This is a genomic window from Paenibacillus sp. 1182, from assembly GCF_017833915.1.
Lineage (GTDB): Bacteria > Bacillota > Bacilli > Paenibacillales > Paenibacillaceae > Paenibacillus > Paenibacillus polymyxa_D.
The window spans coordinates 224,977-240,521 of record NZ_JAFICR010000010.1 but is presented as its reverse complement, the minus strand read 5'-3'; the positions used below and the strand labels follow the sequence as shown (position 1 = coordinate 240,521).

Genomic DNA, 15,545 nt, shown 5'->3' with positions numbered 1-15,545 from the left:
ACGAAGTGAAGATGGCGATTGATGAATTGCTGTCACATCCGTTGGGGATGATGCTGGGTTATTTCTCGGTGGCGGTGCTGGAGTTAATTGTATTTTTGTCGTGTTTTGAGCTGGTAACCCGCTATAAATGCTGGGAAGAGATCAAGCGCGGCAATGTTTCAGTAGCCATGGCTACGGGAGGGAAAATGTTCGGTATTTGCAACGTGCTCCGCTTTGCAATGGAAGCCAAATCGAGCGTGTACGATACGATGATTTGGTCGTTCGTTGGCTTTTTACTGCTACTTGCGGCGTACTTTCTTTTTGAGTTTCTGACACCGGTATTTTCTATCGATCAACAGATTAAAGAGGATAACCGTGCTGTCGGCTTGTTTTCCATGATTATTTCAATATCGTTATCTTATGTGATCGGTGCCAGTGTAACTTGACACATCCTGTATACTAGAGCTTGGTATACGCTTGGAACGGAAGGATGATAAAGCTTGGAAATGACTATTTGTCCATGGTGTAACATGGAAATTATTTGGGATGAAGAATTGGGCCCTGAGGAAGAGTGTCCCTATTGCCATAATGATCTGAAAGGTTACTCTGACATCACTGATGATGATGAAGATGAGTCTGTTTCTCCACCTGTTCATAGACATGCCGGTGAGCATGGACATGAAGAGACGAAACATGATCATGTGACTTCTGTAACCCCGGCGCCTCACGCTCATGGAAAAGAAGACCTGAAGGGTTATCGTACATTGAGTATTCAGCTCGGTGATGATGAAGAGCAGGATATTTTATATGAGGCAGAGGATGAAATCGTAGTTGAAAAACCGGTTGATGCACCGTTGTTGCAGGATAATGAGCTTCATAAGCTGCCGGTGCTGCATACTTTGCAAAAATTTGAAGAAAGCGGTGCGGATCTGATGGCTTATGAACAAGGCGCTGAACAAATACTCGACAGACAAGATGAAGTTCTTGAATGTTCCCAATGTGGAGAGTACATGCTGCATGCGGGTTCGCAAACCGTAACCAGAGAAGGCTTTGAACCGTCGATGTCGCCAGCACTCGGCAAACCTGTTCTGGACTTGCCATTCGTCTTGAATGTTTATGTGTGTCCTAGCTGTTTTCATGTCCAGCACACATTGTCAGAGAATGACCGACTGCGGATGCTGGAGAAGCTCAGCGGTATTTCCAACAATTAATTAGCAATCCCCCGGATAGGCCCAAGCTCAATACGGGCATCTTAATCGAAGAAATCTTTGAACAAGCTGGCTTTAAACAAGCTGATTGGTGATTTTTCGGTTAGGGGGAACTGCATTGAAATCAAACCTAAACGGACAATCCATTCTGCTATTAAGCTTGAATGGATTGTTTGTGTTTGCAGCAGCATTGTCAGGCACATTTCTCAACGTATATTTATGGAAGAGCAGGCAGGATTACGCGATGATTGGCTGGTTTAATGTCAGCCAACAAATTGCGCTGGGAATTATGGTCTGGGTGGCTGGAAAATGGGTCAAGGAACATAACAAAATGAATGCCCTGCGCGTGGGGACAGCACTGTCCGGTCTGTTTTATTTAATCGTGTTATATACGGGACCGCAGGCTGTAAACTACATATGGCCGCTCGGAATGTTATTGGGTGCAGCATTAGGTTTATTCTGGCTGGCGTTTAATGTCATTTTTTTCGAAGTCACAGATCAGGCAAGTCGCGATCATTTTAACGGATGGGTCGGTCTGCTGGGTTCGTTTTCCGGTATCGTGGGTCCTTGGCTGTCTGGTTGGATTATTGCTCGTATGGAGGATGATGCGGGTTATCGAGTAATATTCAGTATTTCCTTAGCTTTTTATGTCGTAGGAGTGGTGCTTAGTTTTTTTCTTCGCAAGCGTAAGCCGACAGGAAATTACAATTGGAAGGAGCCTAAGCAACGATTGTCACAAAAAGGGAGCATGTGGCGTCCCTTGTCGTTATCACTTGTTACCCAGGGCATTCGTGAAGGGGTTTTTGCCTTCCTGATTACGCTGCTCGTGTATGTAGCTACTCAACAGGAATGGAAGCTGGCACAGTTTTCACTTATCACCTCGGCGGTTTCATTTTTCAGCTTTTGGGCTGTCGGAAAATGGCTCAAGCCACACTATCGCTCGGCTGGTATGCTGTTGGGTGCTGTATTGTTGGTGATTGCGCTGTTACCATTATTGTGGCGTATGGAGTATATCACGCTACTGATTATGGGGATCGGCACCGCTATATTCCTGCCCTTGTATTTAATTCCTATGATCTCAGCGAGTTTTGATTTAATGGGTACGAGTGAAGGAGATGCGAATCAGAGAGTGGAACTGGTTGTACTGCGTGAACTGTGCTTAATGGTAGGACGGTTGACCGGTACACTCATTTTCTTGGGCGTCCTAAGTATCAGCAAGGCTCCTACAGCGATGATTTGGTTGTTGATTGGACTTGCATTAATGCCAGTGATCGGCTGGTTTTTTATGCGAAATGTGCTGAAGATGGAACAGAAGACAAAGCGAAGCAATTCTCATTCCCATGCACAACGCTGGCGCAAGCAAACGGAGTAACAGGAAAATTCAACACAAAAAGAACCTCAGAATTCACTTATATAGGCGAAAGGAGGTTCTTTTTGTATTCATATGTTAAACCATTGGTTTTGTTGCTTCTGGCGAGGGTTTGGTCGTACGGGTCAGAGAATACAGCTCCATTTCAGGTCGGTGTGTGCCCGTCAGTTCATCAGCCAATAGCTGTGCGGCCATCATATTCGTAACCGTCCCATTTCCCCCGTAACCCTCCAAGAAATAGCAGTTTGGAAAACGCGGATGTGGACCAATATACGGCAAGCCGTCGTGAGAGGAGCCGAATACAGCCGCCCAAGCGTAGTCGATCTGAAATGGCACACTGGGAAAATGCTCCTGTAGTGCTTGCAGCAGCTTTTGTTGTTGGTGTAGTAGCCTGATTTCACGTTGGTTGGCGTCCAATACAGGTTCATCCAAACCACCAATAATGATACGTCCTTCCGGTGTGGAGCGCATATATAGATAAGGACGGGCCGTTTCCCAGATCAGACACTGCTCATGCCACAAGGGAGCATCTCCGATTGGATTGGTGGCGATAGCATAAGAGCTTTGCAGAACGGCTCCCTGATCGGTTTTAATCTCTTGTGTTTCATAACCCGTTGCAAAAATGATTTTTTTCGCTCGGATCATTCCACCGCTGGTATGACAAACGACTTCATTTTCATTGAATTCAAAATGCTTGGCTTCCGTATGCTCATATAAGCGTACACCGAGACGGCTGGCGGATTGCAATAGTCCTTGGGCAAACAAAAATGGATTAACCTCGGCATCTTCGTGTGTGTACAAGGCTGCCGGTTTTCGAAAAGGAAATCGGGTAGCCACTTGTTGCTCATCCCAGTACTCCACTGGAAATCCAAACCGGGTTAGCTGTTTGTACTCTTCCTGAAGCACCTGTACATCTTCTAGTGTACTTGCATAGTACAGGCTGCTTCGCCGAATAAAGGAAGGGTCTGTATCCAGTGTGGCAGCCAGCTTATCTAACTGATCTAGTGCATCCTTGCACATGCGGTAAAACAGTACACCGTTCGTTTCACCAAACGTATTGATGAAAGAGGTTAAGGTCTTGTCATTGCTGTATTGCAGCAGGCCAGTATTGGCCGAAGAGCTTCCAGTTACCAGTTTGCGTTTGTCAATAACCACGGTGTCTACCTGTCGTTCTCCCAATAACCGGGAGCAGATGGCCCCTCCCATCCCTCCTCCGATGATCAATACATCACAAATTAAATCCTCTGCCAAAGGCGGAAAATCCAGTGTCTGCTCCACGGAATTCGGCCAATATGTATTCCCGCTTATCAACTCCATATAAAATAGCACTCCTCATAGGCAATATGTAGTATTTCTTATGTGTACATAGTATTTCGCCAAACGGACAAGATAACCAGCGTGCAACAAAACTTTTAAGGAGGCACAGAGATTATGCAATCTACGAACATGCAACCCCTGTCAGGCAAAGAGCTGGAGTACATCGTGGACTCCATCTCCAATGAAGAACTACTACTCAAACAATGTGCGGCCACAGCGGCGTCTATTCAGCACCCAGCCATCCAACAAGCCTGTTTACAACTGGCAAGAACTCATGAGCACCACTTGAATCTGCTTTCTAATGCTCTTCAACAGCATCAGCAGCTTGCTCCAATGCAACCACAGCAGTAATTTGGATTTACCAATAAAGGAGGTTTGACAGAATGTATTCACAAAACAATATGTCATTTATGCCCGAAGAAGATTTGCTCTATACCATTCTTGCTGATATGAAACGTACAGTGCGCGAATACACAACGGCGACGACAGAATCCAATTGTCCGTCTGTGCGTCAGATGTTCACCGACCTTACGAATGATACATTGCGTCTGCAAGGTGATTTGTATCATCTGATGAGCCAAAATAATATGTACGCCACTCCAACTAAAGCACTGCGCATCGATTTGGACAAACAGATTCAAGAAGCTCGCAAGACCCAACAAGAATGCCAACAGTTCATTCAGCAAAAGTCGACATCCGCGGGAGTATATGGTCAATCTATGCACCAGCAAGGCCAGTCTACACACCAAAACAACCCTTATTATATGTAAACGGGATTTTCTGTTTTTGAAGCAGATTCCCATAACAGCCGTCCACCTGCCGGGTTTACCGGAGTGGACGGTTTTTCTTTGCAGGTTTAAAGTGCGTATTGTATGATGTATAGTAATCTCTTTCGATGGAGGCCTTATGTAGAATGACAGAGCTGAATGAATTGAAATTAAAAGTGCTGGAATTGTTAAAAGAAGATGCAAGAAGAACACCGACTTTATTGGCTACTATGCTGGGGGTTGACGAGCAGGATGTACGCATCTCAATGAAAGAGCTCGAAGACCAACACGTGATTGTCAAATATGCCGCTGTAGTTAATTGGGACAAAGTCGACGACGAAAAGGTTACCGCTTTGATCGAAGTGCAAATTACACCCGAGCGTGGAAGAGGCTTTGAAGGGATTGCAGAACGGATTTATTTGTATCCGCAAGTTAAATCGGTCTATCTCATGTCCGGAGCATACGATTTGCTGGTAGAGGTTGAAGGCCGCAATCTTCGTGAGGTCGCTAACTTTGTGTCGGAGAAACTGTCGCCAATTGATTCGGTCTTGTCTACCAAGACTAATTTTACGCTTAAAAAATACAAGCAGGACGGAATTATCTTTGAGGACCATCAGGAAGATAATCGTCTGATGATTTCGCCGTAAAGGAAGATCATGATGAATCTCAAAACAGAAGCATTTACCGACAGTAACAAAGCTATGAGTTCCTATTTGTCCCCGTTGGTGCGCGAGATCCCATCTTCGGGTATTCGTAAGTTTTTTGACTTGGTGGGTGGCAACAAGGATATTATTACCCTTGGTGTAGGCGAACCGGATTTTACAACCCCTTGGCATATGCGGGAAGCCTGTGTCTATTCATTAGAGCGAGGTTTTACCAGCTATACGTCTAATGCGGGAACGCCAGAACTGCGTGAAGCGATCAGTGATTATCTGAATGAGCAATTTGAAGTCCGTTATGATCCTAAAAATGAGATTATCGTGACCGTTGGGGGAAGCGAGGCGATTGATCTTGCTTTGCGTGCGTTAATTGTACCTGGCGACGAAATTCTCGTGCCCGAACCGTGCTACATTTCATATTCTCCAATCACTGCAATTGGAGGCGGGATTCCGGTAGGTATTGAAACCTTTGCTAAGGATGAATTCAAGCTGACGGCTGAGGCGCTGGAGGCAAAAATTACACCTAAATCCAAGGTGCTGATTTTATGCTATCCGAGCAATCCAACTGGGGCTACGATGACTTATGAAGATTGGCTTCCGATTGCCGAAGTCGTGGAAAAGCATGATTTGATCGTCATTTCTGATGAAATTTATGCTGAATTGAATTATGGAGAGAAGCACGTCAGTTTTGCGGCTATGCCTGGTATGATGGATCGTACGATTCTCGTCAGTGGTTTTTCCAAAGCCTTCGCCATGACAGGTTGGCGTATTGGATATACATGCGGACATCCCGATCTGATTGCCGCTATGCTCAAAATCCATCAGTACACCGTAATGTGTGCGCCTTCTATGGGGCAAGTTGCGGCACTGGAAGGGTTGCGGAATGGTTTGGGTGAGAAAGATCGTATGGTAGAAGCCTATAATCAGCGTCGCCGTCTGATGGTTGAAGGGTTTCGGGAAATCGGCCTGGAGTGCCATGAGCCAAGAGGGGCTTTTTACGTTTTCCCTAGTATTCAAAGCACGGGACTCAGCTCAGATGAATTTGCACAGCGTCTTTTGGCAGAGGCTAAAGTTGCGGCTGTACCAGGTAATGTGTTCGGTTTGGGAGGCGAAGGCTATCTTCGTTGCTCATACGCGACTTCTGTTGCTCAGCTGACGGAGGCACTGGATCGGATTGGTCATTTTGTAGAAAAAGTAAGAAAAGAAGGTTAAAATTATTTTTTTATGGGTAATTCATAAAAAATAGTATTTTATTTCTAAATTTCTATGCTATAATTTGAAATCGATAGCAGGAAGTTCAATTTTTCAATTGTAGGAGGAATGCTCATGTCATATGTTGGATTTAATTCGTCTAGTTCAATAGGATACGACATTTCTCTGGAAGATGAAATTTTGTTCCTGCGCAATGAGATGATGCGGACGTTTCAGAAAGAGCAGTCCTTCACCTCTGATCTTGTCATTGAGATCAGCTGCAAGCTCGATTTGAAAATCAATGAATATATGAAGCTGTATGGTACGGAATGCAAGGTTTAACCGTGTGAAGTCAGCCAAATGTAAGAAGAAGGCCGTCGAGCCTTCTTTTTTTGCGTTCACAACTTATGATATATTAATGGCATGGAAGAGGGGGCGTACATATGAGAGCGGGGCTAAAAAGGCTATCGCCGTGGATCATCGGAATGCTGACACTTGTATTATTGGCTGGATGTGGGGGACGGGACAAGGACAGCTTCTCCATTTTTATTATGGATAAAGGGGATGCTTCAGTCATCCGTGAGGAGCTGGCACAAAAGCTTAAGGATAAGCTGGGTGAACAGGCTCCGACTATTGAGATTTCAGTCAGTCCGCTGTATAACCAGCAGAAGCTGGTTGTAGAATATGCGGCCGGGGAACATGATCTGTTTCTTTTGCCGGAAGAGGACATGAAGCTGTATGGACAGAATGGTTCGAATCTGCCGTTAGATGATGCTTTTGACAAGAAGACGTATGCCCGGGGCGTGTTCGAGGGCGGCGTATTTAAGAAGAAGGGGCAGGAGGAAGAAGGAACAGATGTGAGCAAGGAAACTCATTTGTTCGGAATTCCGGTGGAGCAGATGAAGATGTTTAAGGAGCTAAAATATAACTCCAAAACATTATTTGCTACCGTTCCGCCTCGTACAAGCAATAAGGAAGAAGCCATCAAGGTGCTGAAAGCACTTACGGAATGATAAAGGGGATGAAATGGAATGGGAATCTATACTAGAACAGGTGATGAAGGACAAACTTCTGTGATCGGCGGTCGAGTGTCCAAAGATGATGATCGTGTGGAAGCGTACGGAACAATTGACGAGCTGAACAGCTTTGTAGGACAAGCGATCAGCTTTGCCGAAGGGGAAGAGTTTGCGGATATTCGGACTCAATTGGAAGAAATACAGCAGGAGCTGTTTGATTGTGGTTCGGATTTGGCATTTGTTAAAATCAGTGAAAGCAAATATAAGGTGAAGGACGAGCTGGCAGAGCGTCTGGAAGGTTGGATTGATGCATGTCAGGAGGAAAATCCGAAGGTGGAGCGTTTTATTATACCAGGTGGTAACACATTATCCTCAACGCTTCATGTTTGCCGTACGGTTTGCCGACGCGCAGAACGCCGTGCGGTTACACTAGGTAAACATACGGACATCAATCCGGCGGTACGTCGGTATTTGAACCGCCTTTCTGATTATTTCTTTGCCGTCGCTCGCACAGCGAATGTCCGTCAGGGCGTACCCGATGTCGAATATGTGCGCAGCAAAAAAGTGTTCCGCAAATAAGGAGGCAACCGGGAATTTGTATGAGCTTGTACTATGAACCTATCGTATATACGATCCCTCCGGAGGAGGAGGGCATGCTGTTGAAGACTATTTTACAAAAACGTATGAACATTTCTCGAAAGTTAATATCCAAACTCAAGCTGACCGAGCAAGGTATTATGCTGAACGGGACACGTGTGTACATCAGCGTAAAGGTGAAATCCGGGGATCGAGTAGAAATTCGCATGGAGCGCGAGCGTTCTGATGATATTTTACCGGAACCCATTCCTTTTGAGATATTGTTTGAGGATGAACATCTGTTAGTGGTGAATAAGGCGGCGGGCATGATTGTCCATCCGACTCATGGTCATTACACAGGAACACTGGCTAACGGGGTTGTGCATTATTGGCAGACCAAGGGGGAGCTGTTCCGATTTCGTCCTGTTCATCGTCTTGATCAGGAGACGACGGGGGTGCTGGTCGTAGCCAAAAATCCATATGTACACCAGCATATTTCTGAACAGATGATTGCGGGAACGGTGGATAAGCGCTATACGGCTCTGGTGCATGGGCGCCCTGAGCTGCAGGAAGGTAAGGTAGACGGACCGATTGACCGCAACCCGGATGATCCGCATTTACGTATGGTGACTCCGGATGGTTATCCTGCACTTACGCTGTATAAGCTGGAGGAAGTGTGGAGCGGGGGAAGCCGCATCGGACTAAAGTTGGAATCCGGGCGTACGCACCAAATTCGAGTGCATATGACTTATATCGGTTGTCCGTTGATCGGAGATAAAATGTACCGGATTACACCTGATGATGCTGCGCAACGTGAGCGATATGATCAGCTTGATGCCAGGATGACTCGACAAGCCTTACATGCTTCAGAGCTGTCCTTGGAGCATCCTGTAACCGGGGAGCGGCTGACATTCTATGCTCCCCTACCTGACGATATGGCTGAAATGCAGGAGCTTTTAAGAGAAAACCAAATGGAGGTTAATCTAGCGATGAGCCAACTGAAAGTATATCAGTATTCTAAATGCAGTACCTGCCGTAATGCAGTGAAATGGCTGCAAAACAAGGGGCATGAGACGGAACTGATTCCTATTTTTGAACAGCCGCCTGGCCCGGAGGAATTGGAAGAATTGATTCGCAAAAGCGGGCTGGAGCTGAAAAAGTTTTTCAATACAAGCGGTGAGGTGTACAAAGAGTTAAAGCTGAAAGATAAGCTGGGAGACATGAGCCGTGAAGAGCAAATTTCGCTTTTATCCTCAAATGGAAGATTAATCAAACGCCCGATTGTAACCGACGGTAACAAAGTAACGGTAGGATTCAAAGAGGAAACATTTGAGGGCACATGGGGAGCTCAATAACGCCCAATTTACCCCCACGATATGTTATACTGTGGGGGTTAAATATTATGATGAATGGGAGCAATACAATCTGTGACACAACGCAATGAACAATCCGTAATGCTGGTTGACGGCATGGCCCTGCTATTTCGCGCTTATTATGCAACCGCCGCAAACGGTTATATCCGTCGTACAAAAGCTGGGGTGCCAACGAACGCCATATATGGTTTTATTCGATATTTTTGGGATGCAGTCCAAACGTTTAATCCTACACATGTTATTTGTTGCTGGGATATGGGCGGAACGACATTCCGTGGGGAACATTTTGCTGCGTATAAGGGAAATCGAGCCGACGCACCAGATGATTTGATTCCCCAATTTACATTGATTCGCGAAGTGACGGACAGCCTCGGCATTCCCAACATTGGAGCGGAAGGCTTTGAAGCCGATGATTGTATCGGTACGCTTGCACGCCATTATTCGCAAAATGAGGACATGGATGTAATGATTCTCTCGGGAGATCATGATTTACTTCAATTAGTGGATGATCGGACACGGGTCATTATTATGAAAAAAGGCCACGGCAATTATATGGTATACACCCCGGAGACCCTGCTGACTGAAAAAGGACTTAAGCCACGCCAAGTGGTGGACCTTAAAGGCCTGATGGGGGATGCAAGCGATAATTATCCAGGAGTACGAGGTATTGGTGAGAAAACGGCACTCAAGCTGGTGCAGGAATACGACTCTATTGAGGGCATTCTGGAGAATCTGGATCAATTAACACCATCGGTCCGCAAAAAAATTGAGAGTGATTTGGATATGCTGCATCTTTCACGCAAACTCGCTGAAATTCACTGTGGTGTACCTGTAGCATGTGCTTTGGATAGTTGTCTGCTGACGTTGGATCACGTGCAAATTGTAGACAAGTTTGAGCAGCTTGAAATGAAAAGCTTGTGTACATTGATGGGTGTCGCAACCGGATCATAATGAAGCTATTAGGCCTGGTACGACAATTTAAATAAAGTAAGTTATATAGGGATGCTGAGGCGGGATGCGTCAGTGTCCTTATTTGTATACGTTATGTTAACGGAGTTATATCGTCTTGTGAAGGATTATATACAATTGCGATTAGGGGATTGACCTCAGGTACATTTCAGGTGAATATAGTGGAGAGAGAACCGGATTATCGAAAGGGGACAACAGCAACTATGACAGTATTGGGAGCAATTGAGGCAGGCGGTACCAAATTTGTATGTGGAATTGGCAACGAACGTGGAGAGGTACTGGAACGAGCGAGCTTTCCAACAACCACACCAGCAGAAACAATGGAGAATGTCATCGCATTTTTTGAAGGCAAGGGCATTGAAGCATTGGGCGTAGGATCGTTCGGGCCGATTGATCCTATCGAAGGTAGTGATACATATGGTTATATTACAACAACGCCAAAGCCACATTGGGGAAATTACAATCTGATTGGTAAACTGAAAGAGCATTTTGATGTGCCTATGGGGTTTGATACGGATGTGAATGGAGCAGCACTTGGTGAGTCTATTTGGGGTGCCGCCAAAGGATTGGACAACTGTCTGTATATCACGATAGGCACAGGCATCGGGGCAGGTGCTTTGGTTGGTGGAAAGCTGATACATGGATTATCTCACCCGGAAATGGGGCATATTCTGGTACGTCGTCACCCAGAAGATACTTACGAGGGGACATGTCCTTATCACGGAGATTGTTTGGAGGGACTGGCAGCAGGTCCTGCGCTCGAAAAAAGATGGAAGGTTAAAGGACATGAACTTTCTGTCGATCACGCAGCCTGGGAAATGGAAGCGTACTATCTGGCACAGGCTTTAATGAGCTATGTATTAATCCTGTCACCGCAAAAAATTATTATGGGCGGGGGAGTGATGAAGCAGGACCAACTGTTCCCGCTCATTCGTACCAAGCTTCAAGAACTTTTGAACGGATACGTACAGCATTCGAGTCTGACAACAGATATTGAGCAATATATCGTATCTCCGGGATTGGGTGACAATGCTGGATTGTGCGGTGCTCTGGCATTGGCAAAGGAAAAGCTGAATCATTAGAATTTATGGTTGACGGCACTCCAAGGTACGGTTATTATATAGGCAACAGTATAGTACGGCTCAAAAAGGGAAGCACCTTTCTTGCGAATACGCAGGATAGGTGCTTTTTTTGCGTTTTTGTGTTGTGCGGGACTGTCTTTCAACGATATGAGGGAGGAAGAAATCATGGAGATTGTATTTTTAAATCGCTTGTCCAAACGGAATGAACAGGGCTATGAGGATTTTGCTCAGGTATGGATTGGGCAACATGAAGGGGGATGGAGTGCAGGCTGGAGCACACACCATGTCCCGGATGAAAGTATAGACGACCTTTGGTATGAGGGCAGCTTGTGGCAGGAATTACTGCATGTATACCGTCATGAGCTGGCGCTCAAAATGGCTGAGGGCTACAGGCCCTTAATCCATGGCGTATTTCATGAGCAAGAAGGATCATCAGGACGAGGACAAACGCTGCAAAAGCTGTATTGCTACAGTGATTTGTTTCCACGTGATGAAGTGTATGAGCAGTTGACGATGTGGAGACGGCAAAAAGCAGCAACGGAACGAAAAGCGCCTTATTTTATCGCTACGAATCGGCTGCTTCGGCTCATTAGCGTCTATCTTCCCCATACCGAAGAAGAATTGTTGGAGCTGCCTGGTATGGGTCAGGGTAAGGTGTCGCAATATGGGACGGAGCTATTGGCTATTACGACACAAAATGACCGGACCACGCCATTTCCGTTGAACTGGGTAACAGAGACGCTGGAAGAAGAAGTTTTTTTGTCATGGTTATACAAGCAAAAAGAGAACCAGTACAGGCAGGAGCTGAACAAATTCAGCTTAACTAGAACGATTATTGAAGGCATTTCGGACGGTCTTTCACTGGAGCATATCGGAATGAAGACAGGTTTGCATCGTAGAGAGATGATTGAAGCTGTGGAGCATTTGGATAGAGACGGTATTGATATGGACAAGCTGATCCACAAGGAATTGGTGAATGTATCTGAGGCGGAGCAGGCAGCTATCTGGTCTGCTTATGAAGAGTTGGGGGATACGTTGCTCAAGCCCGTCATGCTGAAAGTGTATGGGGAAGAAAAGGCAACCGAAACAGGACTGGATCAGATTTATGAGCGTCTGCGTCTGATCCGTATACGGTTTCGTCATCAGCAGGTACCCGACCGACATGTTGGATAATATAGAACTATTTGGATAAAGATGGGTATTGAAGTATATTCAGGGTCCAACATACTAAAAAGCAGCAGCCAGTTCCTCACAGGACACGGCTGCTGCTTTTTATGACCAAGCTTGAAAATAGAAAAAAGTATCCAATTTGATACTTTTTCCCCTTTTATTTTTAAACCCAGTCTTTCTTACGGAAAATACAGAACATACTGACGCCTAATGCCACCATAATACCAATGACGACAAAATAGCCATAACGTGTATGAAGCTCAGGCATATTATCGAAGTTCATCCCATATATTCCGGTAATGACCGTCAATGGCATAAATACGGTCGTAATTGCTGTAAACACACGCATAATTTCATTGGCACGGTTGGCGATACTGGATTGATAAGCTTCTCGAAGGTTACCCATCAAGTCGCGGTAAGTTTCGAAAGTCTCCGAAATTTTCACAGCATTTTCATAAATGTCGCTAAAATATTTTTGCAATTGATCGTCGATGAGCCGCAAATCCCGCTTGTTCAGGGTATTGATGACTTCTTTTTGCGGGCCCAACACTTTTTTCAGCCACAGAATCTCACTGCGTAAGCCGATGATTTCGTTCAAATGCGACTTTTTCGTATGCATTAGAATATCTTCTTCCAGCTTTTCAATGCGGACCTCAATCCGGTCACCAACCAGAAAATAGTTGTCAACAATTAAGTCGACCAACAGATACATAAAACGGTCAGGCTGGCTGACTTCTTGCTCCCACAGCATAGGCTTGAGGGTACGAAGCTCATTGATTTTCTGCTTGGTCACCGTAATGATAAAATGGCGGCCGAGAAAAATGTTCAAAGCTCGCAAAAATATTTCTTCATCATCAAAACGAATGCTATTTACAACGATAAAATAATGGCTTTCATAAATTTCAATCTTCGGACGCTGTTCTTCTTCACTCAAACAGTCTTCTACTGCAAGATCATGCATGGAAAATAAAGGCTGGAGCACTGCCAAATCATCGACATCGGCATCAATCCAATAAAAACCTTCTGCCGGTGCAGTAAGCGCCATTTCAATTTCTTCGACAGGGGTAAAAACCCCGTTGTTGACCAAACGGATTTTCATATACGTCACTCCTTATGCTCCGCCGTAACGGAAATACGTTTACCTTAAGCATAAGGAATGGACTCAGTTAGCCAGTTAGCCGGTGCGGGTAAGCGTGCACTCTCATCAAAAGCCGGAGGCTTTTGGAGCATGCAGAGCCTGGCGTCCCGTCTTTCGGCAAGCTGAAGTCATTCCTATGCTGTTGTTCAGGGATCGCCGCCTATTCGGACTCGGGTCGCCTTCCATTCCGGATTCACCTCTCAAATGTTCTTTTTTTAGATTGCCACAGTATCGCAGGAAACACTCAAGTCTGCACTACTGCTCCATATTTTTGCCTAATAGCACTTGTATAGTATAACGCTCGGCCTACGGCCTTTCAAGCGCAAAATCATGGGCAAAATCAACAGTAGTGTCAAGAGCTTCAGCGATAGGAGGGATATGATTTAACCTATGGAAAAGGTAGACAAAATGTGAATGCAGGTTACAAATTTGCAAGTCCCATCTTGACGAAGCCCAGCCGATGCATTAAAGTGAACAACAAGAACTTTGTGAACCCAAAATGAATATAGCGAAATCTTATCAAGAGCAGGTGGAGGGACTAGCCCGATGATACCCGGCAACCGGCGATTTTAATCGCACGGTGCTAATTCTTGCAGGACGCGCGCTTTGTACAAAGCGCGTTGCCCTGACAGATGAGAGAGGCGCATATGGATACAAATATGACCTTTCTCTAACCAGAGAAAGGTCTTTTTATTATATGCCCGGCATCTCAACAAGACGATTTTCGCAAAACTTACCGAACAAGGAGTGAGTTTACATGCCGATTAAAATCCCAGACACATTACCTGCTAAGGAAGTGCTGGAGGGCGAAAATATTTTCGTAATGGATGAAAGCTTGGCTTATCATCAGGATATTCGTCCGTTGCGTATCGCCATTTTGAATTTAATGCCTACAAAGGAAACGACGGAAACCCAACTGTTGCGCCTGGTCGGCAATACGCCGTTGCAAGTGGATGTCACGCTGGTGCATATGAAGTCTCATGTATCCAAAAATACATCGCAAGAATATTTGAACATGTTCTATAAAACGTTTGACGAGATCAAGAACAGTCGTTTTGACGGCATGGTCATTACAGGAGCCCCGGTTGAACAGCTTGAGTTTGAGGATGTGAACTACTGGGAGGAAATCCGGCAAATCTTTGAATGGACGAAAACGAATGTAACTTCTACCATGCATATCTGTTGGGCCTCACAGGCAGGCTTATACCATCATTTCGATGTCCCTAAATATGGGCTCGACTACAAATGCTTCGGTGTATTTCCACACACCGTGATTAAACCTAAAGTAAAATTGTTACGCGGCTTTGATGAACTGTTTTATGCTCCTCATTCCAGGCATACGGAGGTTCGTCGGGAAGATATTGATCATATCGCCGAATTAGAAGTTTTATCCGAATCCGAAGAAGCTGGAGTGTACCTCGTAGCCACGCTTGACGGTAAACAAATTTTTGTAACTGGGCATTCTGAATATGACCCGCTTTCACTGAAATGGGAATACGACCGCGATGTAGCCAAAGGAATGGATATTGAAGTCCCCAAAAATTATTTTCCTAATGATGATCCTGAGCGCACCCCCCCCTCAATTTGGCGGGCGCACGCCAATTTATTATTCTCGAATTGGCTGAACTATTATGTATACCAAGAAACACCTTATGATATCGGGCCCCAGATTTAAAAAAGGAGCATGTAGTTTACCTTTGTAGAGTATCACCTTGCAGTAGCGCAGCAGTA

Annotated in this window: 17 protein-coding genes, 1 pseudogene and 1 riboswitch; of the genes and pseudogenes, 16 read left to right on the top strand and 2 right to left on the bottom strand. The window is 45.3% G+C overall.

Annotated features, from left to right (window positions below):
- Nucleotides 1-11: 11 nt before the first annotated feature.
- The 3 genes from JOD82_RS20485 (at nt 12) to JOD82_RS20475 (ending at nt 2,559) form a co-directional block, all read left to right on the top strand.
- Nucleotides 12-425 carry a DUF350 domain-containing protein gene (locus tag JOD82_RS20485; RefSeq protein WP_013309402.1) on the top strand — a complete coding sequence of 138 codons (414 nt, stop codon included), beginning with the start codon at nt 12-14 and terminating at the stop codon, nt 423-425.
- Nucleotides 426-479: 54 nt separating this feature from the next.
- Nucleotides 480-1,190: a hypothetical protein gene (locus tag JOD82_RS20480; RefSeq protein ID WP_069012840.1), complete on the top strand. Its 711-nt coding sequence runs from the start codon at nt 480-482 to the stop codon at nt 1,188-1,190.
- A gap of 115 nt (nt 1,191-1,305) precedes the next feature.
- The gene (locus JOD82_RS20475; RefSeq protein WP_069012839.1) at nt 1,306-2,559 is read left to right on the top strand and encodes an MFS transporter; all 1,254 of its coding nucleotides are present in this window, start codon (nt 1,306-1,308) and stop codon (nt 2,557-2,559) included.
- 75 nt (nt 2,560-2,634) lie between these two features.
- Here JOD82_RS20475 and JOD82_RS20470 read toward each other — a convergent pair whose 3' ends face one another.
- On the bottom strand, nt 2,635-3,873 hold the full coding sequence (locus JOD82_RS20470) for an NAD(P)/FAD-dependent oxidoreductase (protein WP_069012838.1): 1,239 nt from the start codon (nt 3,871-3,873) through the stop codon (nt 2,635-2,637).
- A 114-nt stretch (nt 3,874-3,987) separates the two neighbouring features.
- Here JOD82_RS20470 and JOD82_RS20465 point away from each other — a divergent pair, with 114 nt between their 5' ends.
- The 12 genes and pseudogenes from JOD82_RS20465 (at nt 3,988) to JOD82_RS20410 (ending at nt 12,679) form a co-directional block, all read left to right on the top strand.
- On the top strand, nt 3,988-4,224 hold the full coding sequence (locus tag JOD82_RS20465; RefSeq protein WP_013370103.1) for a hypothetical protein: 237 nt from the start codon (nt 3,988-3,990) through the stop codon (nt 4,222-4,224).
- Between the two features lie 32 nt (nt 4,225-4,256).
- On the top strand, nt 4,257-4,643 hold the full coding sequence (locus JOD82_RS20460; RefSeq protein ID WP_069012837.1) for a spore coat protein: 387 nt from the start codon (nt 4,257-4,259) through the stop codon (nt 4,641-4,643).
- A 143-nt stretch (nt 4,644-4,786) separates the two neighbouring features.
- Nucleotides 4,787-5,287 (top strand): Lrp/AsnC family transcriptional regulator, encoded by a 501-nt coding sequence (locus tag JOD82_RS20455; protein WP_069012836.1) that lies wholly within the window; start codon nt 4,787-4,789, stop codon nt 5,285-5,287.
- A gap of 12 nt (nt 5,288-5,299) precedes the next feature.
- Nucleotides 5,300-6,511, top strand: a complete 1,212-nt coding sequence (locus JOD82_RS20450; protein WP_029516491.1) for an aminotransferase class I/II-fold pyridoxal phosphate-dependent enzyme — start codon at nt 5,300-5,302, stop codon at nt 6,509-6,511.
- Nucleotides 6,512-6,625: 114 nt separating this feature from the next.
- The gene (locus JOD82_RS20445) at nt 6,626-6,832 is read left to right on the top strand and encodes an aspartyl-phosphate phosphatase Spo0E family protein (RefSeq protein ID WP_069012835.1); all 207 of its coding nucleotides are present in this window, start codon (nt 6,626-6,628) and stop codon (nt 6,830-6,832) included.
- Nucleotides 6,833-6,933: 101 nt separating this feature from the next.
- Nucleotides 6,934-7,503, top strand: coding sequence for a type 2 periplasmic-binding domain-containing protein (locus JOD82_RS20440; RefSeq protein WP_069012834.1), 570 nt, complete (start codon nt 6,934-6,936; stop codon nt 7,501-7,503).
- 18 nt (nt 7,504-7,521) lie between these two features.
- Nucleotides 7,522-8,085, top strand: a complete 564-nt coding sequence (locus JOD82_RS20435; protein WP_069012833.1) for a cob(I)yrinic acid a,c-diamide adenosyltransferase — start codon at nt 7,522-7,524, stop codon at nt 8,083-8,085.
- Nucleotides 8,086-8,105: 20 nt separating this feature from the next.
- Nucleotides 8,106-9,059 (top strand): annotated as a pseudogene (locus JOD82_RS20430) (RluA family pseudouridine synthase); the annotation flags it as partial.
- Nucleotides 9,054-9,437, top strand: a complete 384-nt coding sequence (locus JOD82_RS20425) for an arsenate reductase family protein (RefSeq protein WP_370682684.1) — start codon at nt 9,054-9,056, stop codon at nt 9,435-9,437. The pseudogene JOD82_RS20430 and the gene JOD82_RS20425, both read left to right, overlap by 6 nt.
- 72 nt (nt 9,438-9,509) lie before the next feature.
- Entirely contained in the window at nt 9,510-10,406 is an 897-nt protein-coding gene (locus JOD82_RS20420) for a 5'-3' exonuclease (RefSeq protein WP_080710677.1), read from the top strand.
- A gap of 221 nt (nt 10,407-10,627) precedes the next feature.
- Nucleotides 10,628-11,506: an ROK family protein gene (locus JOD82_RS20415; RefSeq protein WP_209949855.1), complete on the top strand. Its 879-nt coding sequence runs from the start codon at nt 10,628-10,630 to the stop codon at nt 11,504-11,506.
- A 165-nt stretch (nt 11,507-11,671) separates the two neighbouring features.
- Nucleotides 11,672-12,679 (top strand): HRDC domain-containing protein, encoded by a 1,008-nt coding sequence (locus JOD82_RS20410; protein ID WP_209949854.1) that lies wholly within the window; start codon nt 11,672-11,674, stop codon nt 12,677-12,679.
- A gap of 160 nt (nt 12,680-12,839) precedes the next feature.
- Here JOD82_RS20410 and corA read toward each other — a convergent pair whose 3' ends face one another.
- The gene (gene corA, locus JOD82_RS20405) at nt 12,840-13,775 is read right to left on the bottom strand and encodes a magnesium/cobalt transporter CorA (protein ID WP_023987788.1); all 936 of its coding nucleotides are present in this window, start codon (nt 13,773-13,775) and stop codon (nt 12,840-12,842) included.
- A gap of 552 nt (nt 13,776-14,327) precedes the next feature.
- A riboswitch (SAM riboswitch) is annotated at nt 14,328-14,453 on the top strand.
- 118 nt (nt 14,454-14,571) lie between these two features.
- On the opposite strand from corA, the gene metA reads away from it, so the two are divergent.
- Nucleotides 14,572-15,489, top strand: coding sequence for a homoserine O-acetyltransferase MetA (metA, locus tag JOD82_RS20400; protein ID WP_039269776.1), 918 nt, complete (start codon nt 14,572-14,574; stop codon nt 15,487-15,489).
- Nucleotides 15,490-15,545 lie beyond the last annotated feature (56 nt).

What these genes read in the sequence shown, in the direction of transcription:
- JOD82_RS20485 (WP_013309402.1), top strand. Translation starts at nt 12, where the DNA reads ATGGCGATTGATGAATTGCTGTCACATCCGTTGGGGATGATGCTGGGT.
- JOD82_RS20470 (WP_069012838.1), bottom strand. Translation starts at nt 3,873, where the DNA reads ATGGAGTTGATAAGCGGGAATACATATTGGCCGAATTCCGTGGAGCAG.
- JOD82_RS20465 (WP_013370103.1), top strand. Translation starts at nt 3,988, where the DNA reads ATGCAATCTACGAACATGCAACCCCTGTCAGGCAAAGAGCTGGAGTAC.
- JOD82_RS20460 (WP_069012837.1), top strand. Translation starts at nt 4,257, where the DNA reads ATGTATTCACAAAACAATATGTCATTTATGCCCGAAGAAGATTTGCTC.
- JOD82_RS20455 (WP_069012836.1), top strand. Translation starts at nt 4,787, where the DNA reads ATGACAGAGCTGAATGAATTGAAATTAAAAGTGCTGGAATTGTTAAAA.
- JOD82_RS20450 (WP_029516491.1), top strand. Translation starts at nt 5,300, where the DNA reads ATGAATCTCAAAACAGAAGCATTTACCGACAGTAACAAAGCTATGAGT.
- JOD82_RS20445 (WP_069012835.1), top strand. Translation starts at nt 6,626, where the DNA reads ATGTCATATGTTGGATTTAATTCGTCTAGTTCAATAGGATACGACATT.
- JOD82_RS20440 (WP_069012834.1), top strand. Translation starts at nt 6,934, where the DNA reads ATGAGAGCGGGGCTAAAAAGGCTATCGCCGTGGATCATCGGAATGCTG.
- JOD82_RS20435 (WP_069012833.1), top strand. Translation starts at nt 7,522, where the DNA reads ATGGGAATCTATACTAGAACAGGTGATGAAGGACAAACTTCTGTGATC.
- JOD82_RS20425 (WP_370682684.1), top strand. Translation starts at nt 9,054, where the DNA reads ATGGAGGTTAATCTAGCGATGAGCCAACTGAAAGTATATCAGTATTCT.
- JOD82_RS20415 (WP_209949855.1), top strand. Translation starts at nt 10,628, where the DNA reads ATGACAGTATTGGGAGCAATTGAGGCAGGCGGTACCAAATTTGTATGT.
- JOD82_RS20410 (WP_209949854.1), top strand. Translation starts at nt 11,672, where the DNA reads ATGGAGATTGTATTTTTAAATCGCTTGTCCAAACGGAATGAACAGGGC.
- corA (WP_023987788.1), bottom strand. Translation starts at nt 13,775, where the DNA reads ATGAAAATCCGTTTGGTCAACAACGGGGTTTTTACCCCTGTCGAAGAA.
- metA (WP_039269776.1), top strand. Translation starts at nt 14,572, where the DNA reads ATGCCGATTAAAATCCCAGACACATTACCTGCTAAGGAAGTGCTGGAG.